This is a genomic window from Mycolicibacterium canariasense (assembly GCF_002101555.1).
GTDB classification, from domain to species: Bacteria; Actinomycetota; Actinomycetes; order Mycobacteriales; family Mycobacteriaceae; genus Mycobacterium; species Mycobacterium canariasense.
The window spans coordinates 190,388-214,177 of the sequence record NZ_LQOL01000052.1 but is presented as its reverse complement, the minus strand read 5'-3'; the positions used below and the strand labels follow the sequence as shown (position 1 = coordinate 214,177).

At 68.8% G+C, this 23,790-nt stretch carries 24 protein-coding genes; 9 read left to right on the top strand and 15 right to left on the bottom strand.

The window, feature by feature from the left end; all coding sequences use genetic code 11:
* Positions 1 to 44: 44 nt before the first annotated feature.
* Positions 45 to 1,232 carry an MFS transporter gene (locus tag AWB94_RS16995; RefSeq protein ID WP_062656330.1) on the top strand — a complete coding sequence of 396 codons (1,188 nt, stop codon included), beginning with the start codon at positions 45 to 47 and terminating at the stop codon, positions 1,230 to 1,232.
* Here AWB94_RS16995 and AWB94_RS16990 read toward each other — a convergent pair.
* A complete protein-coding gene (locus AWB94_RS16990; protein WP_062656602.1) occupies positions 1,229 to 1,834 on the bottom strand; it encodes a dihydrofolate reductase family protein in 606 nt (201 codons plus the stop codon). The two genes, AWB94_RS16995 and AWB94_RS16990, sit on opposite strands and share 4 nt — an antisense overlap.
* Positions 1,835 to 2,015: 181 nt before the next feature.
* On the opposite strand from AWB94_RS16990, the gene AWB94_RS16985 reads away from it, so the two are divergent.
* Both AWB94_RS16985 and ahpD read left to right on the top strand, forming a co-directional pair.
* Complete coding sequence (locus AWB94_RS16985; RefSeq protein ID WP_062656329.1) at positions 2,016 to 2,603, top strand: peroxiredoxin; 588 nt, start codon at positions 2,016 to 2,018, stop codon at positions 2,601 to 2,603.
* A gap of 76 nt (positions 2,604 to 2,679) precedes the next feature.
* Positions 2,680 to 3,213 (top strand): alkyl hydroperoxide reductase AhpD, encoded by a 534-nt coding sequence (gene ahpD, locus AWB94_RS16980; RefSeq protein WP_062656328.1) that lies wholly within the window; start codon positions 2,680 to 2,682, stop codon positions 3,211 to 3,213.
* On the opposite strand, the gene AWB94_RS16975 is transcribed toward ahpD, so the two are convergent.
* The 3 genes from AWB94_RS16975 to serA are packed head-to-tail and all read right to left on the bottom strand — an operon-like array spanning position 3,210 to position 6,417.
* Positions 3,210 to 3,797: a hypothetical protein gene (locus AWB94_RS16975; RefSeq protein WP_062656327.1), complete on the bottom strand. Its 588-nt coding sequence runs from the start codon at positions 3,795 to 3,797 to the stop codon at positions 3,210 to 3,212. The genes ahpD and AWB94_RS16975 overlap by 4 nt on opposite strands.
* Before the next feature lie 5 nt (positions 3,798 to 3,802).
* The gene (locus AWB94_RS16970) at positions 3,803 to 4,825 is read right to left on the bottom strand and encodes a 3-isopropylmalate dehydrogenase (protein WP_062656326.1); all 1,023 of its coding nucleotides are present in this window, start codon (positions 4,823 to 4,825) and stop codon (positions 3,803 to 3,805) included.
* On the bottom strand, positions 4,822 to 6,417 hold the full coding sequence (serA, locus tag AWB94_RS16965) for a phosphoglycerate dehydrogenase (RefSeq protein ID WP_062656325.1): 1,596 nt from the start codon (positions 6,415 to 6,417) through the stop codon (positions 4,822 to 4,824). The genes AWB94_RS16970 and serA overlap by 4 nt, the downstream gene beginning before the upstream one ends.
* Positions 6,418 to 6,478: 61 nt before the next feature.
* Between serA and AWB94_RS16960 the strand changes: the two genes are divergently transcribed.
* Both AWB94_RS16960 and AWB94_RS16955 read left to right on the top strand, forming a co-directional pair.
* Positions 6,479 to 7,906, top strand: a complete 1,428-nt coding sequence (locus AWB94_RS16960) for a phytoene desaturase family protein (protein WP_062656324.1) — start codon at positions 6,479 to 6,481, stop codon at positions 7,904 to 7,906.
* Positions 7,907 to 7,937: 31 nt separating this feature from the next.
* Positions 7,938 to 8,375, top strand: coding sequence for a hypothetical protein (locus tag AWB94_RS16955; protein ID WP_062656323.1), 438 nt, complete (start codon positions 7,938 to 7,940; stop codon positions 8,373 to 8,375).
* A 60-nt stretch (positions 8,376 to 8,435) separates the two neighbouring features.
* Here the strand turns inward: AWB94_RS16955 and ilvC are convergent, their stop codons facing one another.
* The 3 genes from ilvC to AWB94_RS16940 are packed head-to-tail and all read right to left on the bottom strand — an operon-like array spanning position 8,436 to position 11,850.
* Positions 8,436 to 9,449, bottom strand: a complete 1,014-nt coding sequence (ilvC, locus tag AWB94_RS16950; protein ID WP_062656322.1) for a ketol-acid reductoisomerase — start codon at positions 9,447 to 9,449, stop codon at positions 8,436 to 8,438.
* 41 nt (positions 9,450 to 9,490) lie between these two features.
* Complete coding sequence (gene ilvN, locus AWB94_RS16945) at positions 9,491 to 9,997, bottom strand: acetolactate synthase small subunit (protein ID WP_024450466.1); 507 nt, start codon at positions 9,995 to 9,997, stop codon at positions 9,491 to 9,493.
* Positions 9,994 to 11,850, bottom strand: coding sequence for an acetolactate synthase large subunit (locus AWB94_RS16940; RefSeq protein WP_062656321.1), 1,857 nt, complete (start codon positions 11,848 to 11,850; stop codon positions 9,994 to 9,996). Before AWB94_RS16940 ends, ilvN begins: the two co-directional genes overlap by 4 nt.
* 275 nt (positions 11,851 to 12,125) lie before the next feature.
* On the opposite strand from AWB94_RS16940, the gene AWB94_RS16935 reads away from it, so the two are divergent.
* On the top strand, positions 12,126 to 12,524 hold the full coding sequence (locus AWB94_RS16935) for a PH domain-containing protein (protein ID WP_062656320.1): 399 nt from the start codon (positions 12,126 to 12,128) through the stop codon (positions 12,522 to 12,524).
* Here the strand turns inward: AWB94_RS16935 and AWB94_RS16930 are convergent, their stop codons facing one another.
* Positions 12,525 to 13,346: a DoxX family protein gene (locus tag AWB94_RS16930; protein ID WP_084395099.1), complete on the bottom strand. Its 822-nt coding sequence runs from the start codon at positions 13,344 to 13,346 to the stop codon at positions 12,525 to 12,527.
* A gap of 160 nt (positions 13,347 to 13,506) precedes the next feature.
* Between AWB94_RS16930 and AWB94_RS16925 the strand changes: the two genes are divergently transcribed.
* Entirely contained in the window at positions 13,507 to 14,637 is a 1,131-nt protein-coding gene (locus AWB94_RS16925; protein WP_062656319.1) for a PQQ-dependent sugar dehydrogenase, read from the top strand.
* 12 nt (positions 14,638 to 14,649) lie between these two features.
* Here the strand turns inward: AWB94_RS16925 and gatB are convergent, their stop codons facing one another.
* The 4 genes from gatB to gatC form a co-directional block, all read right to left on the bottom strand.
* Positions 14,650 to 16,152: an Asp-tRNA(Asn)/Glu-tRNA(Gln) amidotransferase subunit GatB gene (gene gatB, locus AWB94_RS16920; protein ID WP_062656318.1), complete on the bottom strand. Its 1,503-nt coding sequence runs from the start codon at positions 16,150 to 16,152 to the stop codon at positions 14,650 to 14,652.
* Positions 16,153 to 16,196: 44 nt separating this feature from the next.
* Positions 16,197 to 17,228, bottom strand: coding sequence for an ATP-dependent 6-phosphofructokinase (locus AWB94_RS16915; protein ID WP_062656317.1), 1,032 nt, complete (start codon positions 17,226 to 17,228; stop codon positions 16,197 to 16,199).
* Between the two features lie 61 nt (positions 17,229 to 17,289).
* A complete protein-coding gene (gatA, locus tag AWB94_RS16910) occupies positions 17,290 to 18,774 on the bottom strand; it encodes an Asp-tRNA(Asn)/Glu-tRNA(Gln) amidotransferase subunit GatA (RefSeq protein ID WP_062656316.1) in 1,485 nt (494 codons plus the stop codon).
* Positions 18,771 to 19,070, bottom strand: a complete 300-nt coding sequence (gene gatC, locus AWB94_RS16905; protein WP_062656315.1) for an Asp-tRNA(Asn)/Glu-tRNA(Gln) amidotransferase subunit GatC — start codon at positions 19,068 to 19,070, stop codon at positions 18,771 to 18,773. The genes gatA and gatC overlap by 4 nt, the downstream gene beginning before the upstream one ends.
* Positions 19,071 to 19,143: 73 nt before the next feature.
* Here gatC and AWB94_RS16900 point away from each other — a divergent pair, with 73 nt between their 5' ends.
* Entirely contained in the window at positions 19,144 to 19,803 is a 660-nt protein-coding gene (locus AWB94_RS16900) for an ACT domain-containing protein (RefSeq protein ID WP_062656600.1), read from the top strand.
* 3 nt (positions 19,804 to 19,806) lie between these two features.
* Here the strand turns inward: AWB94_RS16900 and AWB94_RS16895 are convergent, their stop codons facing one another.
* Positions 19,807 to 20,061: a metallothionein gene (locus tag AWB94_RS16895; protein WP_062656314.1), complete on the bottom strand. Its 255-nt coding sequence runs from the start codon at positions 20,059 to 20,061 to the stop codon at positions 19,807 to 19,809.
* 54 nt (positions 20,062 to 20,115) lie between these two features.
* Positions 20,116 to 22,173, bottom strand: a complete 2,058-nt coding sequence (gene ligA, locus AWB94_RS16890; RefSeq protein ID WP_234811762.1) for an NAD-dependent DNA ligase LigA — start codon at positions 22,171 to 22,173, stop codon at positions 20,116 to 20,118.
* A 72-nt stretch (positions 22,174 to 22,245) separates the two neighbouring features.
* Here ligA and AWB94_RS16885 point away from each other — a divergent pair, with 72 nt between their 5' ends.
* Positions 22,246 to 22,641, top strand: coding sequence for an MmcQ/YjbR family DNA-binding protein (locus AWB94_RS16885; protein ID WP_062656313.1), 396 nt, complete (start codon positions 22,246 to 22,248; stop codon positions 22,639 to 22,641).
* A gap of 12 nt (positions 22,642 to 22,653) precedes the next feature.
* On the opposite strand, the gene AWB94_RS16880 is transcribed toward AWB94_RS16885, so the two are convergent.
* Entirely contained in the window at positions 22,654 to 23,775 is a 1,122-nt protein-coding gene (locus tag AWB94_RS16880; RefSeq protein ID WP_062656598.1) for a T6SS phospholipase effector Tle1-like catalytic domain-containing protein, read from the bottom strand.
* Between the last annotated feature and the right edge of the window lie 15 nt (positions 23,776 to 23,790).

Below are 23,790 nucleotides of genomic sequence, written 5' to 3'. Positions count from 1 at the left end.
GATTTCTGTTCAATATCATGGGAACGGCGTGGCACCATGACGGTATGACCACCACGACTATCGGCACCGCCCGTCGCTGGTCCATGCTGGTGATCGCGCTCACCGCGACCACCTGCGCCAACGTCTTCATCAACGGGGCCGCCTTCCTCATCCCGACCTTGCACACCGAACGCGGACTGGATCTGGCACGGGCGGGCACCTTGTCGGCCATGCCGAGCCTGGGCATGGTGACGACGCTGATCCTGTGGGGCTATGTCGTCGACCGGTTCGGCGAACGCCTGGTACTGACGCTGGGCTCGGCACTCACGGCGGCGGCCGCGTTCGCCGCGGCCTCGGTGCAGTCCCTGGTCGCGGTCGGCGCCTTCCTGTTGATCGGCGGAATGGCCGCGGCCAGCAGCAATTCCGCGAGCGGGCGGCTGGTGGTGGGCTGGTTCCCGCCCGAACAACGTGGCCTGGTGATGGGCATCCGGCAGACCGCAACACCCCTGGGGGTGGGACTGGGCGCGCTGATCATTCCCCGGCTTGCCGAATCTCACGGTGTCGCAATGGCATTGCTGTTCCCCGCGATCGTGTGCGCGCTGGCCTCGGTCATGTGCCTGGCCGGCGTCATCGACCCGCCGCGGCCACCGCGCGCCGAGGCCCCCGACGAGCACCTGGCCAACCCCTACCGCGGCTCGTCGATGCTGTGGCGCATCCACGCCGTGTCCGTGCTGCTTGTGGTGCCGCAATCGGTGGTGTGGACGTTCACCTTGGTGTGGTTGATGACCACCCGCGGATGGTCGGCAGCCTCGGCCGGGCTGCTGGTGACGGTCGCCCAGATCCTCGGTGCGGCAGGACGGATCGCGGCCGGGCGCTGGTCGGACGTGACAGGGTCGCGGCTGAGGCCGATCCGCACCATCGCCGCGGGTGCGGCGGCATCCATGGCACTGCTGGCCGTCACCGACTGGCTGCACTCCCCCGTCAGCGTCGCCCTGGTGGTGATCGCCTCGGTGATCACGGTGTCCGACAACGGGTTGGCCTTCACCGCCATCGCCGAGATCGCGGGCCCGTTCTGGAGCGGGCGCGCGCTGGGCACCCAGAACACCAGCCAGCACCTGGCATCGGCTGCCGCCGCACCGTTGTTCGGCGCGCTGATCGGATTGTTCGGTTACCCCGCGGCGTTCGCGGTGTGCGCGCTGTTCCCGGTGGTTGCCATCCCGGTGGTGCCCACGGACGCCCACGACGCGAGTTAGGCGCTCATATCCCCGGTCTCGGGGATGCCGTCGGCCAGCCCGTAGCGCAGATGCACGGTGCCCTTGGGACTGGCGGCCGGCGGTTGCAGCAGCGTGAGGTTCGCAGGCACCGCACCGCCGTCGAACACCTTCTTACCGGCGCCCAGCACGATCGGGTGCACCCAGAGGTCGAGACGATCGAACAGCTTCTCCCGCAGCAGGGTCTGCACCAGGTCGAGGCTGCCCACCACGCACACCCTCCCGTGCCGATCCCGGATCTCGCGGACCGCCCCGACCAGATCGGGGCCCAGCTGTGTCGACCCCGCCCAGGACAGCTCGGGCCTGCCACGGGAGGCCACGTATTTGGGGATGCGGTTGAACAACGTGCCGAAGGCGTCGTCCTGGTGCGGCCAGTACGCGGCGAAGATGTCGTAGGTGCGCCGGCCGAGCAGCAGCGCGTCGACTCCCTCGTAGGCCGCGGCGATCTGCGCCCCGGTGACATCGTCCACCAACGGCGCCTGCCAGCCGCCGAAGGCGAACCCGTCGGGGTCCTCGTCGGGGCCGCCCGGCGCCTGCGCGACGAGATCGACGGTGGCGAACAGTTCTATCTGGATGGTTCCCATGGTGATCAGACCCACACCGCAACCAGAACTCATCGCGGCCGCCAAACGGGCCATTACACACCGTGTTTCACGCTGTGTATGTGTCGACAATCACGGACGGAGGTGTTGTCGAGTGTGCGCCGGACGCGCAGAATCGAGGCAGTAAACATTGGAATTGTTCCAGTTTAGAAAGGCGTTCGATATGCCGTTGCTCACCATCGGTGACCAGTTTCCCGCGTACGACCTCACGGCCGTCATCGGCGGTGACCTGTCCAAGGTCGATGCCAAGCAGCCCGACGACTACTTCACCAAGGTCACCAGCGCCGACCATGCCGGCAAGTGGCGGATCGTGTTCTTCTGGCCGAAGGACTTCACCTTCGTCTGCCCCACCGAGATCGCGGCCTTCGGCAAGCTGAACGACGAGTTCGCCGATCGGGACGCCCAGGTGCTAGGGGTGTCGGTGGACAACGAGTTCGTGCACTTCCAGTGGCGGGCCCAGCATGAAGACCTCAAGAAGCTGCCGTTCCCCATGCTGTCGGACCTCAAGCGCGAACTGGCCACAGCGACAGGGGTACTGAACTCCGAGGGCGTCGCCGACCGGGCCACCTTCATCGTCGACCCCAACAACGAGATCCAGTTCGTCTCCGTGACGGCGGGTTCGGTCGGTCGCAACGTCGACGAGGTCCTGCGGGTGCTCGACGCCCTGCAGTCCGATGAGCTGTGCGCCTGCAACTGGCGTAAGGGCGACCCCACCATCAACGCCGGCGAGCTGCTGGCCGAGGCGGTCTGATCGCGCATGAGTATCGAGCGAGAAGCGGAACGGGATCGCGCATGAGTATCGAGCGAGAAGCGGAGCGGGATCGCGCATGAGTATCGACAACATCAAAGAGGCGCTGCCCGAGTACGCCAAGGATCTCAAACTCAACCTCGGCAGCATCGCCCGCAGCACCGAGCTGTCCGAACAGCAGCTGTGGGGGGCCTTCGTCGCGACGGCCGCTGCCACCAAATCGCAGCGACTGCTACGAGAGATCTCCGAGGACGCGCTCGATGTGCTGTCCGAGGAGGCCTACCACGCGGCGCTGGGCGCCGCGGCGATCATGGGCATGAACAACGTGTTCTACCGCACCAAGGGCCAGCTTGACGGGCGCTACGATGATCTGCGGGCCGGGTTGCGGATGAACATCATCGCCAATCCCGGTGTCGCCAAAGAGGATTTCGAGCTGTGGTCGCTGGCCGTCTCGGCGATCAACGGCTGCGGGCATTGCCTGGCCGCGCACGAGACCGTGCTGCGCGATGCCGGGGTGGACCGGGCCGTGATCTTCGAGGCGATCCGGCTGGCCGCCATCGTCTCCGGGGTGGCGCAGGCGCTCTCGACGGTCGACGCGCTCGCCGCGGTTTAGTCTGCCGGCTGCTGATCCTGCCGCCCGCGCGGCAGGATCAGCAGCGCCGCGACCAGGAAGCACAACGCCCCGACGAACGTGCCGAGATTGGCCAGCGGAGCGTCGACCGTCGCTCCGGCCCTGGTGACGAACGCGGCCAGCGCCGACACCCCGAACGCGACGCAGCCCACCAGGTTGATCCATTCGGCCTGCCAGTCAACCGATTTGGGTGCCCACCACCCGACCACCACGACGCCTAGCACCCCCGAGATCAGGAAGGCCGTGGATCCGGTGGCATCCGGGGCCCAGACATAGCGCCGCTCCCCGAGCACGCTGTGCGCCCACACCGCCGCACCCGTGCTGACGTTGAACAGCACGGTGCCGACGAACTGCACGGCCGACGACCACCACGGCACACCGTCATCGGACAGGCGCAGCTGCATCCAGGCCGCGGTGGTGAAGAACCAGGATCCGACGAAGCACAACGCGTTCGCCGCTCCGGAGCCGGCCAGCGCGGAGAATCCCGGTACCGTCGCCGTCGCGAAAAAGGCCGACCCGACGACGAACAGCCAGCATTGCCGGCGCAGCGTCGCGACGGCGCCCATGACGCTTACAGCAGCGCGAGGATCCGGTCGCCGACCGCACTGGTCGACAGCGTGGCATCGCCACGGGTCGCCAGGTGCTCGGCGACCGCCTTGTCCACCCGCGCCGCCGCCGCGTCCTCACCCACATGGGCCAGCAGCAGCGCCACGCTCATCACCGCGGCGGTCGGATCGGCAATCCCCTGCCCGGCGATATCGGGCGCACTTCCGTGCACCGGCTCGAACATCGACGGATTGGTCCGCGTCGCGTCGATGTTGCCGCTGGCGGCCAACCCGATGCCACCGCATACCGCTGCCGACAGGTCGGTGATGATGTCGCCGAACAGGTTGTCGGTGACGATGACGTCGAACCGGCCCGGGTCGGTGACCATGTGGATGGTGGCTGCGTCGATGTGCTGATAGGCCACCTCGACGTCGGGGTACTGCGCGCCGACCTCGGCGACGATGCGCGACCACAGGCTGCCCGCGAAGGTCAGCACGTTGGTCTTGTGCACCAGCGTCAGGTGCTTGCGACGGGACTGGGCGCGGGCGAACGCATCCCGCACCACCCGCTCCACACCGAACGCGGTGTTGACGCTGACCTCGGTGGCCACCTCGTGCGGCGTGCCCACCCGCAGCGCGCCCCCGTTACCGGTGTAGGGGCCCTCGGTGCCTTCGCGCACGACGACGAAGTCGATGCCCGTCACCCCCGACAGCGGGCTGGTGACACCCGGATACAGCCGGCCGGGCCGCAGATTGACGTGATGATCAAGGGCGAAGCGCAGTTTCAGCAGCAGCCCGCGCTCCAGCACGCCGCTGGGCACCGACGGATCGCCGATGGCGCCGAGCAGGATGGCGTCGTAGCCGCGCAGTTCCTCGATGGTCTGCTCGTTCAGCAGTTCACCGGTGGCGTGGTAGCGCCGGGCACCCAGGTCGTACTCGGTGCGTTCGACGCCGGGCAGCACGGTGTCGAGCACCCGCAGTGCCTCGGCGATGACCTCGGGACCGATGCCGTCGCCGGCGATGACGGCCAGTTTGTTCAGGGAAGTCACGACAGGTCAACCACTTCCAGTGTGGTGGCGCCGACCGCCTCGGCGATGGCGGCGCGCACGGTCTCGGGGACGTCGGTGTCCAGGCGCAGCATGACGGTGGCGCTGTCGCCGCTGGCGTCCTGGCTCATCTGGGCGGCCAGGATGTTCACGTCGGCCCCACCGAGCAGGGTGCCGATCTTGCCGAGTGCACCGGGCTGGTCGCTGTAGTTGACCACCAGGTTGTAGCCCTCGGCGCGCAGATCGAGGTTGCGGCCGTTGATCTGGACGATCTTCTGCACCAGGCTCGGTCCGGACAGCGTGCCGGCCACGTTCAGCGATCCGCCGTCGGCGTAGACCGCACGCACGTCGACCACACTGCGGTGGTTGGGGCTCTCGCTGGCGGTGGTGATCTCGGCGGTGACACCGCGGTCGGCGGCCAGCGCGGGCGCGTTGACGAATGTCACCTGCTCGTCGACGACGGCCGAGAACAGGCCCCGCAGCGCCGAGAGCTTCAGGATGCCAACATCTTCTGTGCCACCGGCAGCCAGCTCACCACGCACCTGCACGGTCAGCGACACCGGCGCGGCGTCGGCCAGCGAGCCGACCAGCAGGCCGAGCTTGCGCACCAGATCCAGCCACGGCGCCACCTCCTCGCCGACGGCTCCCCCGCCCACGTTGACGGCGTCGGGCACGAACTCGCCGGCCAGCGCCAGCTTCACACTGGCGGCCACGTCGGTGCCCGCGCGGTCCTGCGCCTCGGCGGTGGACGCACCCAGGTGCGGGGTGACGACCACCTGCGGCAGTTCGAACAGCGGGCTGTCGGTGCACGGCTCGGTGGCGAACACGTCCAGACCGGCGGCCCGCACGTGGCCGCTGGTGATCGCGTCGGCGAGTGCCTGCTCGTCGATCAGGCCGCCGCGCGCGGCGTTGACGATGATCACGCCGGGCTTGGTCTTGGCCAGGTTCTCCTTGCCGATCAGCCCGGCGGTCTCCTTGGTCTTGGGCAGGTGCACCGAGATGAAATCGGCGCGGCCCAGCAGCTCGTCGAGGCTCAGCAGTTCGATGCCGAGCTGAGCGGCGCGGGCCTGGGAGACGTACGGGTCATAGGCGACGATATGGGCGCCGAATGCGGCCAGCCGCGCCGCGACCAGCTGGCCGATCCGGCCCAACCCGACCACCCCGACCGTCTTGCCGAAGATCTCGGTGCCCGAGAACGAGGACCGCTTCCAGGTGTGCTCGCGCAGCGTGGCATCGGCGGCCGGGATCTGCCGCGCGGCCGAGAGCAGCAGCGCCAGCGCATGCTCGGCGGCGCTGTGGATGTTGGAGGTCGGCGCATTGACGACGAGCACACCGCGAGCGGTGGCGGCGTCCACGTCGACGTTGTCCAGGCCCACCCCGGCGCGCGCCACGATCTTGAGCTTGGGCGCCGCGGCCAGCACCTCGGCGTCGACGGTGGTGGCCGAACGGACCAGCAGCGCGTCAGCGTCGGCGACCGCTTCCAGCAGCTTCGGGCGGTCCGGACCGTCCACCCAGCGGACCTCGACCTGGTCGCCGAGGGCGGCGACGGTCGATTCGGCGAGCTTGTCGGCGATCAGTACAACGGGAAGACTCACGCGGCCAGGATAGTGGGCGGCAATCTCGACGAAACACCGGGCGTTCCCCCAGGATGAGGTCATGGATGTCACCGTCGTCGGAAGTGGGCCCAACGGGCTGAGCGCCGCCGTGATCCTGGCCCGTGCCGGATTGGCGGTCCGGGTCATCGAGGCCCAACCCACCCCCGGCGGCGGTGCACGCACCCTGCCCGACCCCGACTACCCCGATATCCGCCACGACATCTGCTCGGCCGTGCATCCGTTGGCGCTGGCATCACCGTTCTTCGCCGACTACGACCTGCCCGCGCGCGGGGTGCGGCTGGCCGTCCCGGACATCTCGTATGCCAACCCGCTACCCGGCCGGCCGGCAGCGATCGGGTATCGCGATATCGCCCGCACCTGTGCCGAACTGGACGACGGCGAGTCGTGGCGGCGTCTGCTCGGCCCGCTCGTCGACGACGCCGAGGCGGTGGTGCGACTCATCCTCGGCGACAAGAGGTCGGTGCCACCGGTGTCGGCCGCGCTGAAAGTCGCCCCGCGACTGCTGGCTCAGGGCAGCCCGCTGTGGGGCACACTGCGCGGCGACGACGCCAGGGCGTTGTTCAGTGGCGTTGCGGCGCACACCATTTCACAGATGCCGTCGCTGGTGTCCAGCGGCGCCGGGCTGATGCTGGCCACCCTCGGGCACGCGGTGGGCTGGCCGATCCCGGTCGGCGGGTCGCAGGCCGTCGTCGACGCGCTGCTGGCCGACCTGCTCGACCACGGCGGCGAACTGGTGCTCGGCACCGAGGTGACCGCGGCACCGGGCGGGGTGGTGCTCTACGACACCGCGCCCACCGCCCTGCTGTCCGTCTATGGCGACGCGTTGCCGCCGGGGTACGCCCGTGCCCTGCACCGTTACCGCTACGGCCCGGGGGTGGCCAAGGTCGATTTCGTGCTGTCCGGTGAGATCCCCTGGAGCGATCCGCGTTTGGCGCACGCGCCGACGTTGCACCTGGGCGGAGGCCGGGAACGGATGGCGCTGGCCGAGGCGGAGATCGCCGCCGGCCGGCACGCCGAATGGCCGATGGTGCTGGCCGCGCTACCGCACCTGGCCGACCCGGACCGGGTGGACAGCGGCGGCCGACGCCCGCTGTGGACGTATGCCCATGTGCCGCATGGCTCTTCACGGGACATGGCCGCGACGGTGACCGAGATCTTCGAACGGTTCGCCCCCGGCTTCCGCGATGTCGTCGTCGCGGTGCGCAGTGTGCCGGCGTCACGGTTGGCCGACCACAACGCCAATCTGGTCGGCGGCGATATCGGGGTGGGCGGCAACAACATGGTCAGCGCACTGGCCGGTCCCACGCCTCGGCTGGATCCGTGGAGCACCCCGGTCCCGCAGGCGTATCTGTGTTCGTCGGCCACCCCGCCCGGCGGTGGCGTGCACGGGATGGCCGGGTACTACGCCGCCCGCACCGTGCTCAGAAAGGAATTCGGGATCCGGAAACTGCCCTCGCTGGCACCGTGAGAACCGGGACCATAACGGGTATATCCCGGCCGTGGTTGATGAACCGAGCGCGCTGGACGACGCGCACGCCCGCCCGGCCGGCGTCAGCGACGAGACCGTCGAGGCCGTGGGCAAGGTGTCCGAGGCGCTGGAATACGTCGAGCGGGCGCGGGGGCACCTGTATTCGTTCCACCAGTTGATGGGCCACGCCGACCTGTTGCTCGGAGAGGCCGCCGATGCCCTGCGCACCGCCGGGCACCCCGAGGTGGCCGACCGGCTGAGCCAGGACATGGTCGGGCGCAACGTCATCCGCGGCCGCTGGACCTTCCAGGTGGTCGAGGAGTTCGACGACGACTACTGGCAGCGGTTCCGCGAGCACGAGAAGCGGGTCCGCGACGAGCTCATGGGCGGTCGGCGCCACGTGTTCGAGGCCGAGATGAAAGAGGAGCGCCGCACCAAGGGCCGCGACGGGCACGAGGCCACCCCGTAGCGATTTGTGCACGTTCCGTACCGCCTGGCGTTACGGAACGTGCACAAATCGCGGGAAAAACTAGGCGGTTTCGGTGATCGGCCGGTCGACCCAGCTCATCAGGTCGCGCAGCTTCTTGCCGGTGACCTCGATCGGGTGCTCGGCGTTGGCCTTGCGCAGACCCTCGAGTTCCTTGTTGCCGCCCTCGACGTTGGCGACCAGGCGCTTGACGAAGGTGCCGTCCTGGATGTCCTTGAGGATGCCGCGCATCCGCTCCTTGGTGTCGGCGTCGATGACGCGCGGGCCGGAGATGTAGCCACCGAACTCGGCGGTGTCGGACACCGAGTAGTTCATCCGGGCGATGCCGCCCTCGTAGATCAGGTCGACGATCAGCTTGAGCTCGTGCAGCACCTCGAAGTAGGCCATCTCGGGGGCATAGCCCGCCTCGACCATGACCTCGAACCCGGTCTTGATGAGCTCCTCGGTGCCACCGCACAGCACGGCCTGCTCACCGAACAGGTCGGTCTCGGTCTCTTCCTTGAAGGTGGTCTTGATGACACCGGCGCGACCGCCGCCGATGGCCGACGCGTAGGACAGCGCCAGCGCCTGGCCCTCGCCCTTGGGGTCCTGGTCGATCGCGATCAGGCACGGCACACCCTTGCCGTCGACGAACTGGCGGCGCACCAGGTGGCCGGGGCCCTTCGGGGCGACCATGCCGACGGTGACATTGGCCGGCGGCTTGATCAGGCCGAAGTGGATGTTCAGGCCATGCCCGAAGAACAGCGCGTTGCCGTCCTGCAGGTTGGGCTCGATGTCGTTGCGGAAGATCTCGGCCTGCGCGGTGTCGGGCGCCAGCAGCATGATCACGTCGGCCCACTTGGCCACCTCGGCCGGGGTGTCGACCTCCAGGCCCTGCTCCTCGACCTTGACGCGGGACTTCGAGCCCTCCTTCAGGCCCACCTTGACCTGCACGCCCGAGTCACGCAGTGACAGCGAATGGGCATGGCCCTGGCTGCCGTAGCCGATCACCGCGACCTTGCGGCCCTGGATGATCGACAGATCCGCGTCGTCGTCGTAGAACAGTTCGATTGCCACTGACTTTTCCTTCTCTTTGTCTCTTGTGTCGTTCGCTGAAGCTATTTGGCGGTGCCGATGGCGCGCGGACCGCGCGCAAGCGACACGATGCCGGACTGCACGATCTCACGGATCCCGTACGGTTCCAGCACCCGCAAAAACGCCTCCAGTTTGGCAGGGGTGCCGGTGGCCTCGATCGTCAGGGACTCGGTGGACACGTCCACGACCTTGGCGCGGAACAGATTGACCGCCTCGATCACCTGGCTGCGGGTGGCCGGATCGGTGCGCACCTTGATCAGCGCCAGCTCGCGCGAGACCGACTGTTCCTCGTCCTGCTCGACGATCTTGATGACGTTGATCAGCTTGTTGAGCTGCTTGGTGACCTGCTCCAGCGGGAAGTCCTCGACCTCGACGACGATGGTCATCCGGGACAGGTGCTTCTGCTCGGTGGCGCCGACGGCGAGGCTCTGGATGTTGAACCCGCGCCGCGAGAACAGCGAGGCGACCCGGGCCAGGACGCCGGGTTTGTCCTCGACGAGGACGCTCAGGGTGTGGGTCGTTGCGCTCACGCGTGTCCCTCGTTTCCTTCGTCGTCGAACAGCGGCCGGATGCCGCGGGCGGCCTGGATCTCGTCGTTGCTGGTGCCGGCGGCGACCATCGGCCACACCTGGGCGTCGGCGCCGACGATGAAGTCGATGACCACCGGGCGGTCGTTGATGGCGCGCGCCTGGTTGATCACGTCCTCGACGTCTTCGGCGCGCTCACACCGCAATCCGACACAGCCCAGCGCCTCGGCCAGCTTCACGAAATCCGGGATCCGGTGGCTGTGCGTCGACAGGTTGGTCTGGCTGTAACGCTCCTCGTAGAACAGCGTCTGCCACTGCCGCACCATGCCGAGGTTGCCGTTGTTGATCAGCGCCACCTTGATCGGCGCGCCCTCGATGGCACAGGTGGCCAACTCCTGATTGGTCATCTGGAAGCAGCCGTCACCGTCGATCGCCCACACCTCGGCCTCGGGCCGGGCGAACTTGGCGCCCATGGCCGCCGGGATGGCGAAGCCCATGGTGCCCAGCCCGCCGGAGTTCAGCCACGTCTTGGGGTTCTCGTATTTGACGAACTGGGCGGCCCACATCTGGTGCTGGCCGACGCCCGCGACGTAGAGCGCCTCGGGACCGGCGATCTGGCCCAGCTTCTCGATGACGAACTCGGGGCTCAGGCTGCCGTCGCTCTGCGGGCCGTAGCTCAGCGGGTAGGTCGCCTTGATGCTGGACAGGTACTCCCACCAGTTGTCCAGCTTCAGCGACGCCGCGTTGACGCCGTCGCGGCGCAGCACCGCGAGCAGATCGGTGATGACGTTGCGGACATCGCCGACGATCGGCACGTCGGCGTGCCGGTTCTTGCCGATCTCGGCCGGGTCGATATCGGCGTGGATGACCAAGGCGTCGGGAGCGAAGGATTCCAGCTTGCCGGTGACGCGGTCGTCGAAGCGGGTGCCCAGCGCGATCAGCAGATCGCTCTTCTGCAGCGCGGCGACCGCCGAGACGGTGCCGTGCATACCGGGCATGCCCATGTGCTGCGGGTGGCTGTCCGGGAACGCGCCGCGCGCCATCAGGGTGGTGACCACCGGGATGCCGGTCAACTCGGCCAGGTCCATCAGCTCGGCGGTGGCCTCGCCGCGGATCACGCCGCCGCCGACATAGAGCACCGGCTTACGGGCCTCGGCGATCAGCTTGGCGGCCTCACGGACCTGCCGGCTGTGCGGCTTGGTGTTCGGCTTGTAGCCGGGCAGGTCCATCACCGGCGGCCAGGAGAAGGTGCACTGGCCCTGCAGGATGTCCTTGGGGATGTCGACGAGCACCGCGCCGGGGCGGCCGGACTGGGCGATGTGGAACGCCTCGGCGATCACCCGCGGGATGTCGTCGCCGTCGCGCACCAGGAAGTTGTGCTTGGTGATCGGCATGGTCATGCCGGTGATATCGGCTTCCTGGAAGGCGTCGGTGCCGATCAGGCCGCGCCCGACCTGCCCGGTGATCGCGACAACCGGGATGGAGTCCATCTGGGCGTCGGCCAGCGGGGTGACCAGGTTGGTGGCACCCGGCCCCGAGGTGGCCATCATCACACCGACCTTCCCGGTGGCGTGGGCGTACCCACTGGCGGCGTGCCCGGCGCCCTGCTCGTGCCGGACCAGCACGTGGCGCAGCTTCTGCGAGTCGTAGAGCGGGTCGTACACCGGCAGCACCGCCCCGCCGGGGATCCCGAAGATCACCTCGACGCCGATCTCCTCCAGGGAGCGAACAACCGACTGAGCGCCAGTAAGTTCAATGGGCGCAACATGTTTGGTCTGCGGCGCCGTCTTGGCCGGCGCCACATGTGCGTTCGCGCGCGGGGCGGATTCGGGGGGCCGCGTGGTGGGAGCGCTCACGGTGTCCTCTTCGTCTCGGGGTTGGGATTCATGACTGTTTGGTACTTGGGCAAGAAAAAACCCCCGTCAGCGGAAGCCGCTGTACGAGGGTTGGCGCGTCGATGCTGTGTGCTATGCCCGAGTGAGGGCCAGCGCGGCATCAACGCGCCAACCAAGTACTACGAGAATCTCGGGGGTCTGCATAACAACCGACCGTAGCCCGCGTACTGGTCAAAGGTCAAATTGCCCCGGCCGAGCACCCATGCGCGGTGGTGGCCCGACGACGCGGTGCGAAGATGGTGGGCGTGAGTTCCGCTCGTGCGCAGACCGATGTCGTCATCCGCATCTCCCCGATGGCCCATTTCGGGGTGGGCTTTTTCACCCTGGGTCTGCTCGCCCTGATCTTCGCCTGGCCCAGTTATGCCGCCGTGCTGCTCGTCATACCGATCCTGTTGTCGGCAGCCATCATTCGGTACCGCACGGTGGCCGACCGCGACCACGTCACCGCCCGCACGCTGCTGCACAGCCGCACGGTGGACTGGTCTCAGATCGACGGGCTGCGCTTCACCAAGAGTTCCTGGGCCCGGGCCCGGCTCACCGACGGCAGCGACATGGTGCTGCCCGCGGTCACCTTCTCCACGCTGCCGTTGCTGACCGCCGCCAGCGGCGGCCGGGTGCCCAACCCGTACGAGTGACTATCCGATCGGATTGGCGCCGTTGAGCAGCACCCAGAAACCGACGCCGACTCCGACGCCCAGCAGCAGCGCCAGGAACGATCCGACGAACGGGCGACGGGCCCAGCCCCGGCCGGCGTCCAGGCCGTAACGTCCCGGGCCGGTCAGGATCAGCGCCGCGGCCACCAGCACCAGGGTCACCTGATGCTCGTGCCCGGACGGCACCACGAAGCTGACGAAACTGTGGTCGGGACTCGCGGCCACCGATGCCAGCAGGGCGTTGATCAGGTAGGCGAGCGCGGCGGCGGCGGCCAGCGGGGTGAACAACCCGAGCACCAGCAGCACGCCAGCGCCGATCTGCGCACCGGCCGCGACATAGGTGATCAGACCGGCGTGCTGGTAGCCCAGCTCGGTCAGTGACCCCTGGAATCCACCCAGGCCCGTGCCGCCCCACCAGCCGAAAGCCTTCTGCAGGCCGTGTACCACCAGCAGCGCACCGAGTCCGGCGCGCAGCAGGAACAGGCCCAGGTCGGCGGTCCCGCGCCGGCCCGCCGCGCGGACGCGCTGGTCGGCGTCGAGCGGTTCGATCTCGGTGGGAACCGCCGGCGCAACCGGCGCCGCCGCATAGGGATTCGGTGCCGCATAGGGCAGCGGTTCCGGCTCGCCGAGCAGCGGATAGCTCGGCTGGTCGGGTTTGGCGGTCCCGGTGGTGTCGTACCGCGGGATCGCCGTCGTCTCGAAATCGCCCCCGTATGTCGACGAGGGCAGGTCGTCTTCTGGGTCGACCAGCCGCGCCGACGCCGGCCGTTGCCAATCGGTCACGTCATGAGGTTCAGCGGTCACGATTGCCAGGGTAAGTGCAAGACACGCCGAGACTCGGGATTGGCGCGGCACAAATGCGCACGTATCCACACCGATGCAGTCTCGTGACACGGCGCCGCGACGGGCCGCGGGTGGGCACCTTCATGGCGCGCCCGACGAAACCATCCGTAGTCTGGCCTGCATGAGAGAGGGCGGGCCGACGCTGACGGCGCTTCGCAGCGCCGCGGTGCTGTGCGCGGTGATGGTGGCGGGCGCCGGTTGCGCCCGGTTCGACGACGCCCAGTCGCAGCCGTTCACCACCGAACCACAGATGGAGGCGCCGCCCTCGTCGTCACCGCCGCCACCCCCGCCGCTGCCCGGCACCCCGTTCCCCAAGGCATGCCCGGCTCCCGGCGTCATGCAGGGCTGCCTGGAGAGCACCAGCGGCTTGATCATGCTCCCGGACAGCCAGTCCGCGCTGGTCGCCGAACGCACCACGGGCGCGGTGAAGAACGTCTCGACCAAGGCCGAGCCGACGGTGAAGGTGGTCATCCCGGTCGACCCGTCCGGTGACGGCGGCCTGCTGGACATCGTGCTGTCCCCCACCTACTCGCAGGACCGGCTGATGTACGCCTACATCAGCACCCCGACCGACAACCGCGTGATCCGGATCGCCGACGACGACGTGCCCAAGCCGCTGCTGACCGGCATCCCGAAGGGCGCCACCGGTAATGCCGGGTCGCTGATCTTCACCAGCCCGACCACACTGGTGGTGCAGACCGGGGATGCGGGCAACCCGGCCCTGGCCAATGACCCGGCCTCGCTGGCGGGCAAGGTGCTACGCATCGAGCAGCCGACGACCATCGACCAGGCCCCGCCGACCACCGCGCTGTCCGGGCTGGGTGCGGCGGGCTCGATGTGCACCGATCCGGCCGACGGCTCGCTCTACATCACCGACCGGACCCCGACGGCCGACCGGCTGCAGAAGATCAGCAAGGACTCCAAGGTGTCCACGGTGTGGACCTGGCCGGACAAGCCCGGGGTGGCCGGCTGCGCCGCGCTCGACGGCGCCGTGCTGGTCAACCTGGTGAACACCAAGCAGACGGTCGCGGTGCGGATGGCCCCGGACACCGGCGCGGTGACCGGCGAACCCGAAGTGGTGCGCCAGGACCAGCACGGTCATGCCTGGGCGCTGGCGGTGTCCCCGGACGGCAACGTCTGGGGCGGCACCATCAACAAGACTTCCGGTGACGCCGAAAAGCTGGACGACGTGGTGTTCCCGCTGTTCCCGTCCGGTGGCGGCTTCCCGCGCAGCAACGCCGACAAGACGTAACCGCAGGCGGAACTAGCTACAAGCGCTGATCACCAGTTCGCGCACCCGCGCGGCATCGGCCTGGCCCTTGGTGGCCTTCATCACCGCGCCGACGATCGCGCCGGCGGCCTGGACCTTGCCGCCGCGGATCTTCTCGGCGATATCGGGTTGAGCCGCGAGAGCTTCGTCGATGGCGGCCTGGATCAGTGAATCGTCGCGCACCACGACCAGTCCGCGATCGTTCATCACCTGCTCCGGCTCGCCCTCGCCGGCCAGCACCCCCTCGACCACCTGGCGGGCCAGCTTGTTCGACAGCTTCCCGTCGTCCACCAGTTTGACCACCGCGGCCACCTGTTGGGGGGTGATGGGCAACGCGTCCAGTTCCACGCCGCTCTCGTTGGCCTTCTGCACCAGGAAGTTGCCCCACCACGCGCGGGCCGCCTCGCTGGAGGCGCCCTGGGCCACCGTCGCGGCCACCAGATCGATGGCACCGTTGTTCACCAGGTCGCGCATCACCTCGTCGGAGATGCCCCACTCTTGCTGAATCCGCTTGCGCGCCAGCCACGGTAGTTCGGGGATGGTGGTGCGCAGGCGCTGCACCAGCTCGGCACTGGGCGCCACCGGCTCCAGATCCGGCTCCGGGAAGTACCGGTAATCCTGCGCGGTCTCCTTGCTGCGCCCGGCCGTGGTGTAGCCGGTCTCGTGGAAGTGCCGGGTCTCCTGGGTGACGGTGCCGCCCGAGGTCAGTACCGCTGCCTGCCTGCGCATCTCGTAGCGCACGGCCACCTCGACACTCTTGAGCGAGTTGACGTTCTTGGTCTCGGTGCGGGTGCCGAACTCGTTGGCGCCCTTGGGTTTCAGCGAGACGTTCGAGTCGCAGCGCATCGACCCCTGATCCATCCGGACATCGGACACACCCAGGGCGCGCAGCAGATCGCGCAGCGCGGTGACGTAGGCGCGCGCAATCTCCGGCGCCCGCTCACCGGTGCCGTCGATGGGCTTGGTGACGATCTCGACCAGCGGCACCCCGGCCCGGTTGAAGTCGGCCAGTGAGGTGGTCGCCCCGGCGATGCGGCCGGTGTCGCTGCCCAGGTGGGTCAGCTTGCCGGTGTCCTCTTCCATGTGGGCGCGCTCGATCTCCACACGGAAGGTGGTGCCGTCGTCCAGCGGGACGTCGAGGTAGCCGTTGACCGCGATGGGCTCGTCGTACTGGCTGATCTGATAGTTCTTCGGCTGGTCCGGGTAGAAGTAGTTCTTCCTGGCGAACCGCCCCCACGGGGCGATGGAGCAGTTGAGCGCCAGCCCGATCCGGATCGCCGATTCGACGGCGGCCTCGTTGAGCACCGGCAGGGAGCCGGGCAGCCCCAGGCAGACCGGGCACACCTGAGTGTTGGGCTCGGCGCCGAACTCGTTGGCGCAGCCGCAGAACATCTTGGTGGCGGTCGACAGCTCGACGTGCACCTCCATGCCCATGACGGGGTCGAAGGCGGCGATGACCTCGTCGTAGTCCAGGAGCTCGGCGGTATCGACAGACATGGCGTCGATCCTAGTGGGAGGCCTGCCGGCCGAAAAACGCCCCGTCAGCCGAAGAATTCGGCGGCGTCGTCGTAGCGGGACTGCGGCACCAGTTTGAGCTGGCGCACCGCGTCGGCCAACGGCACCCTGCCGATGTCCTGACCGCGCAACGACACCATCATGCCGAACTCGCCGGCGTGCGCGGCGTCGGCGGCGTTCACCCCGAAGCGGGTGGCCAGCACCCGGTCGTAGGCGGTCGGGGTGCCGCCGCGCTGCACATGGCCGAGGACCGTCACCCGCACGTCCTTCTTGATGCGCTTCTCCACCTCGAGGGCCAGCTGCTGGGCCACGCCGGTGAACTTCTCGTGGCCGAACTCGTCGAGGCCGCCCTGGCGCAGCGACATGGTGCCCTCCGCCGGCTTGGCGCCCTCGGCGACGACGCAGATGAAATGCGAAGAGCCGTGCTGGAAACGCTTCTTGACCAGGCGGCACACCTCCTCGACGTCGAACGGCTGCTCGGGGATCAACGTCATGTGCGCGCCGCTGGCGATGCCGGCGTTCAGCGCGATCCAGCCGGCGTGCCGGCCCATCACCTCGACCAGCATGACGCGCTGATGCGATTCGGCGGTGCTGTGCAGCCGGTCGATGGCCTCGGTGGCGACCTGCAGCGCGGTGTCGTGCCCGAAGGTCGCGTCGGTGCAGTCGATGTCGTTGTCGATGGTCTTGGGCACCCCGACCACCGGGACGTTCTCCTCGGACAGCCAGTGCGCCGCGGTCAGCGTGCCCTCACCGCCGATCGGGATGAGCACGTCGATCCCGTTGTCCTCCAACGTCTGCTTGATCTGGTCCAGGCCGGCCCGCAGCGTGTCGGGGTTGACCCGGGCGGTGCCCAGCATGGTGCCGCCCTTGGCCAACAGCCGGTCGTTGCGATCGTCGTTGGCCAGTTGCACGCGGCGGTCCTCCAGCAGGCCGCGCCATCCGTCGAGGAAGCCGACCACCGAGGACCCGTAGCGCTGGTCGCAGGTCCGCACCACCGCCCTGATCACCGCATTCAGCCCCGGACAGTCACCACCACCAGTCAGCACGCCAATACGCATGGTGTAGATCCTGCCAGTTCCGTCCCGGCGGGGCGCACCGGCGCGGGCCGCCGCCAGCCGGTTACAGGGCCGTCGGCAGCGCGCCGCGGGCCGCCTCGTACGCCGCGCCCACCCGGTACAGCCGGTCGTCGGCCAGCGCCGGGGCCATGATCTGCAGGCCGACCGGCAGACCGTCGTCGGCCGAGAGTCCCGACGGCACCGACATGCCGCAGTGCCCGGCCAGGTTCAGCGGCAGGGTGCACAGATCGAACAGGTACATGGCCAGCGGATCGTCGACCTTCTCCCCCAGCCGGAACGCTGTCGACGGCGTCGCCGGAGTGGCCAGCACGTCGACGCTCTGGTACGCCCGGTCCAGGTCCCGCGCGATCAGCGTGCGCACCTTCTGCGCCTGGTTGTAATAGGCGTCGTAATAGCCCGCCGACAGTGCGTAGGTGCCGATCATGATGCGGCGCTTGACTTCCGGCCCGAATCCGGCGGCCCGGGTCAGCGCCATCACCTCTTCGGCGCTGCGCGTGCCGTCATCGCCCACCCGCAGCCCGTACCGCATGGCGTCGAAGCGGGCCAGGTTGCTCGACACCTCCGAGGGCAGGATCAGGTAGTAGGCCGCCAGCGCGTGGTCGAAGTTCGGGCAGTCCACCTCGACGACCTCGGCGCCCAGCGCGGTCAGCTGTTCGACCGCGGCGTTGAACGAGGCAAGCACACCGGGCTGGTAGCCCTCACCGCGCAGTTGTTTGACGACGCCGACCCGCACGCCCGTGAGGTCGCCCGCCGCACCGGCCTTGGCCGCGGCCACCACATCGGGCACCGGGGCATCCAGCGAGGTCGAGTCGCACGGGTCGTGCCCGGCGATCACCTGGTGCAGCAGTGCGGTGTCCAGCACGGTGCGCGCGCAGGGCCCACCCTGGTCCAGCGACGACGCGCAGGCGATCAGGCCGTAGCGGCTGACGGTGCCGTAGGTGGGTTTGACGCCCACCGTGGCGGTCAGCGCCGCCGGCTGACGGATGGACCCGCCGGTGTCGGTGCCGATCGCCAGCGGGGCCTGGAATGCGGCGAGCGCCGCGGCGCTGCCGCCCCCGGAGCCGCCCGGCACCCGGTCGGTGTCCCACGGGTTGCGGGTGGGCCCGTACGCCGAGTTCTCGGTGGACGACCCCATCGCGAACTCGTCCATGTTGGTCTTGCCCAGGATCGGGATGCCGGCGGCCCGCAGCTTCGCGGTGACCGTCGCGTCGTAGGGCGAACGCCAGCCTTCCAGGATCTTGGACCCGGCAGTGGTCGGCGCGTCGGTGGTGGTGAAGACGTCCTTGAGGGCCAGCGGCACCCCGGCCAGTGGCGAGGGCAGCGTCTCACCCGCGGCCACCCGGCGGTCGACCTCGGCCGCCGCGGCCAGCGCCTGTTCGGCGCCGACGTGCAGGAACGCGTGATAGCGCTCGTCAGTGGCGGCGATCTGGTCCAGATGCGCCTGGGTCACCTCGGTCGAGGACACCTCTTTGGCGGCGATGCGGGCGCCGAGGGTGGCGGCGTCCTGCCTGATGAGTTCGGTGGTCATTCGGGCTCTCCCAGGATGCGGGGCACTGCGAAGCGGCCGTCCTCGGCGCGCGGCGCGGCGGCCAGGGCCTGGTCCTGCGCCAAGCTCGGCACCACCTCGTCGGGGCGGGTGACGTTGACGCTCTTGAGCGGGTTGTCGGTGGCTTCGACGCCGGTGACGTCGACGGACTGGATCCGGCCGACATGCGCCAGGATGGCGTCGAGCTGGCCGGCGAAGCTGTCCAGCTCGCCGTCGGTCAGGGCTAGACGGGCCAGCCGCGCCAGGTGGGCTACCTCGTCCCGGGAGATCTGTGACACGACAAAGCAGCCTAGTCGCTGGGGCTGCGCTCCAGATTCGCCGCTCCCCGACGGCTGTGACAAGGTGTTGGCCGTGCCGTCATATCTGCTGCGGGTCCAGCTGGAGGACCGACCGGGCAGCCTCGGCTCGCTGGCCGTCGCCCTCGGCTCGGTGGGCGCCGACATCCTGTCCCTCGACGTCGTCGAGCGCGGCGCGGGCTATGCGATCGACGACCTGGTGGTCGACCTGCCCGTCGGCGCGATGCCCGACGCGCTGATCACCGCCGCCGAACACATCCAGGGCGTGTACGTCGACAGCATCCGACCGCACACGGGGTTGCTGGAGGCGCACCGCGAACTCGAGTTGATCGACCACATCGCGGCCGCCGGCGAGCGCGCCGACAAGCTGCGCGTGCTGGCCGACGAGGCGCCGAAAGTGCTTCGGGTGGGCTGGTGTTCGGTGCTGCGCCACACGGAGGCCGGGTTGCAGACCGTCGTCGGCAGCCCCAGCGCACCCGAGACACTGGCCGACACCGCGCCATGGTTGCCGATCGAGCACGCCGCGGTGCTGGACGGCACCGCCGCCTGGGTGCCGCAGGTGTGGCGTGACATCGACACCACGCTGGCGGCGGCGCCGCTGGGCGACCATCACACCGCGGTGTTGCTCGGCCGCCCGGGCGGGCCGGCCTTCCGGCCGTCGGAGGTGGCCCGGCTGGGCTACCTGGCCGGGATCGTGGCCACCATCCTGCGCTGAGGCTCAGGCTCCGGCCGGCACCGGATAGCGGTCGTTGACGTCGGCGTTGCTGTCCTTGCGGGCGCAGTGGGCGCAACAGAAGATGGCCTCGGGCGTCTCGATGCCGTGGCCCAGGATGCGGCAGCCGCAGTGCGCGCACTCGGGCGCCACCTTGGCCGCCGCGCATTCGATGCTGTCGAAGGTCGCGCTGTTGCCCTCACCCCAGCTGACCGTGAAGGCCTTGTCGTAGTCGTTGCCACAGGTATCGCAGATCGCCATATTCGGTCCCCTCTCGTCGTTGTCGAGGGGTAACCGGTGCGCGGCGGCGGCAAACTAGACGCCGTCGGGGCCGTTCTCCAGCAGCGCGCGGAAGCCGTCCTCGTCGAGGATCGGCACCCCGAGTTCGACGGCCTTGTCGTACTTGGAACCCGGGGCGTCACCGGCCACCACGTAGGCGGTCTTCTTGGACACCGAGCCGGCGGCCTTGCCGCCGCGCACCAGGATCGCCTCCTTGGCTTCGTCGCGCGAGAAACCGGTCAACGATCCGGTCACCACGATCGACAGGCCCTCCAGCGTCCGCTCGACGCCGGCATCGCGTTCGTCGGCCATCCGCACGCCCGCGGCACGCCACTTCTCCACGATGGCCCGGTGCCAGTCGACGGTGAACCACTCCTTGACCGCGGCGGCGATGGTCGGGCCGACGCCTTCGACGGCGGCCAGCCGCTCCTCAGAGGCCGCCACGATGGTGTCGAGATCACCGAACTCACCGGCGAGGGCCCGCGCGGCCGTCGGCCCGACGTGGCGGATGGACAGCGCGACCAGCACCCGCCACAGCGGTTGGGATTTCGCCTTGCCCAGGTTGGCCAGCAACCGCTTACCGTTGGCGGACAGTTCACCGGCCTTGGTGGTGAAAAGGTCGGTGCGCAACAGATCTTCGGCGGTCAGGGTGAACAGGTCGCCCTCGTCGGCGATCACCCCGGCCTGCAGCAGCGCGATCGCCGCCTCGTAGCCCAGGCCCTCGATGTCGAAGGCGCCCCGGCCGGCGACGTGGAACACCCGCTCCCGCAGCTGCGCCGGGCAGCTGCGGGTGTTCGGGCAGCGGATGTCGGCGTCACCCTCCTTGGCCGGCGCCAGCGGGGTGCCGCATTCGGGACATGTTGTGGGCATGACGAATTCGCGTTCGGTGCCGTCGCGCAGGTCGACCACCGGTGCCAGCACCTCGGGGATCACGTCACCGGCCTTGCGCAGCACCACGGTGTCGCCGATCAGCACGCCCTTGCGCTTCACCTCGGCGGCGTTGTGCAGGGTGGCCAGCCCCACCGTCGACCCGGCCACCTTGACCGGCTCCATGTAGGCGAACGGGGTGACCCGGCCGGTGCGGCCGACATTGACCCGGATGTCGAGCAGCTTGGTGGTGACCTCCTCGGGCGGGTACTTGTAGGCCACCGCCCAACGCGGCGCACGGGAAGTGGAACCGAGCCGGCGTTGCAGCGCCACGTCGTCGACTTTGACCACCAGACCGTCGATTTCGTGTTCGACATCGTGGCGGTGCTCACCCCAGTAGGCGATCCGTTCGGCCACCGCGGCGATGCCCTGCACCCGGGTGGTGTGCGTGGACACCGGCAGGCCCCAGGCTCCCAGCGCGCGGTAGGCGTCGTGCAGCGACGCGAACGTCGCACCGTCGACACGGCCCAGGCCGTGACAGATCATCCGCAGCCGGCGCCGCGCGGTGACGGCCGGGTTCTTCTGCCGCAGCGACCCCGCGGCGCTGTTGCGCGGGTTGGCGAACGGCGCCTTGCCCTCGGCCACCAGGCCGGCGTTGAGATCCTCGAAGTCCGCGACCCGGAAGAACACCTCACCGCGCACCTCGAGGACCGCCGGCAGCGGGAATTCGTCGGAGGCGGTGAGCCGCTCGGGGATGTCCTCGATGGTGCGGGCATTGAGGGTGACGTCCTCACCGGTGCGTCCGTCGCCGCGGGTGGCCGCGCGGACCAGCCTGCCGTCCCGGTAGACCAAGGCCAGCGCGACACCGTCGATCTTCAGTTCGCACAGATACTCGGTGTTCTCACCGGTTTCGGCGCTGATCCTGGCGGCCCAGGCCGACAGCTCGTCACTGTCGAAGACGTTGTCCAGGGACAACATCCGCTCCAGATGGTCGGCCGAGGCGAAGTCGGTGGCGAAGCCCGCGCCGCCGACCAGCTGTGTGGGCGAGTCCGGGGTGCGCAGCTCCGGGTGCGCCTCCTCCAGCGCCTGCAGTTCGCGCAGCATCGCGTCGAACTCGGCATCGGAGATGACGGGTGCGTCCTTGACGTAGTAGCGGAACTGGTGCCCGCGCACTTCCTCGGCGAGTTCCTGCCAGCGTCCACGCACCTCAGAGTCCGATGAGCTCACCTGTGTGAGGCTAGTCGAGGCCGCTGACACGATTTGCGGGTCGGCATCGCCGGCGAACGTAGACTGCTTGCCGTGCCGCATCCCGTGATGTTCAGCGACGACGATTTCGGGCTGGCCGAGGTTCGCGCCATCGCGCTGGACTTCCCCGAGGCGTTCGAGAAGGTGTCCTGGGGCCGGCCGGTGTTCTGCGCGCCGAAGATGTTCGCGATGTTCGGCGGCAACGTTAAAGGTGCCAGCGGGATGACGGCGTACCCGTCGTCGCTGCTGGTCAAGGTCGACGAGTCCGATCGCCGGGCGTTGGAACAGGACCGCCGCTTCTTCTTCCCGGCCTACATGGGGCCGTTCGGCTGGCTCGGATTGGACCTGACCGTGAGCACGGTGGACTGGGGCGAGGTGCGCGAACTCCTCGACGCGTCGTTCCGGCTGATCGCCAGCAAGAGGCTGATCCGGGCGCTCGACGAGCGCTAGCTAGCGGCCCGCTCAGACCCGGATATCGTCCAACCTGGTCACCGGCACACCCTGGACCTCGGTCTCGCGGTGATCGGTGCGCCGGAGGTAGTCGACAAGGCCCTGCGGCGCATAGCCCGCCGCGTGGCGGTGTCTGAACACCGCGCTGGTGGCCACTGATTCGTGCCCGCGGGTGGCCTCGCCGAGTCTCCGGTGAAATGGTGCGATCCACCGGTAGAGGCCTTTTCGTGAATCCTCGAAGGCGGCGCCGGGGTCGGGGGACACGCATGTCTGCGCACGGCCGGCTTCCTCAGCGGTTACCGGGTCCGCGCCCGTACACGTGGTGAACGCGTCGTCGCTGAACCGCAGCCCGCGTTCCCGGGCCCGCCTCGCCATCCACAACAACGGGATGTCGCTGAGTTCGTGTCCAGCGCTACCCCCTCCGACGTCACAGTGCACGCCGCTGAACCAGACCTGCTCGACGACTTGCTCTTCGGGAGCCGGGTCCTGTTGCGTCCACAGCGCAGGCCGGAACGGGCCGCGCTGTTCGTCGATGGAGAGGGCGTGAAACGCGGCATCGACGGTGGTGCTCAGGTCCGTGTCGTGAAACTGCCAACGTCGATTCAGCCAGCTGACCACATGGAGGCCGTCGACGGGAACGCCCAACGCGCCCACCGTGTCCCACACGCCGATGAAGTGGATGCGCGGCTCGTAGGAGTAGGACCGTCGGAAGATCGTCGCCGAGAGGCTGCGGGGGTCCTTGTTGCGGTCGCGATAGAGCCGGTAGGCCTCATCGACACGCCCTTCTTCCTGACGACGCAAGATACCGCAGTTACGGACGAAACCCGCTGCGCTGCGAGCGGTGAACGCTCCGCGGCTGAATCCGAAGAAGTAGAGCCGGTCTCCCGGCTCGTAGTTCTGCACCAGGAAGCGATAGGTGTCGCGGACATTTCGCGACAAGCCGTAGCCGAAAGCGCCGCCGCGCAAGCGTTCCCGCGGGCTGGAACCGACTCCGCGGTGATAGAACACCCGCTGCTCTCGGCCGTCCGCGTCCGCATCGGCTAGGGCGAGCGCGATTTTGGTGACGTTGGTCGGACTCTTCTGATCGGGCGTGTTCCACGTTCCGTCACAACATATGACCAGACTCTTCGACATCATCATCCCCCTGGA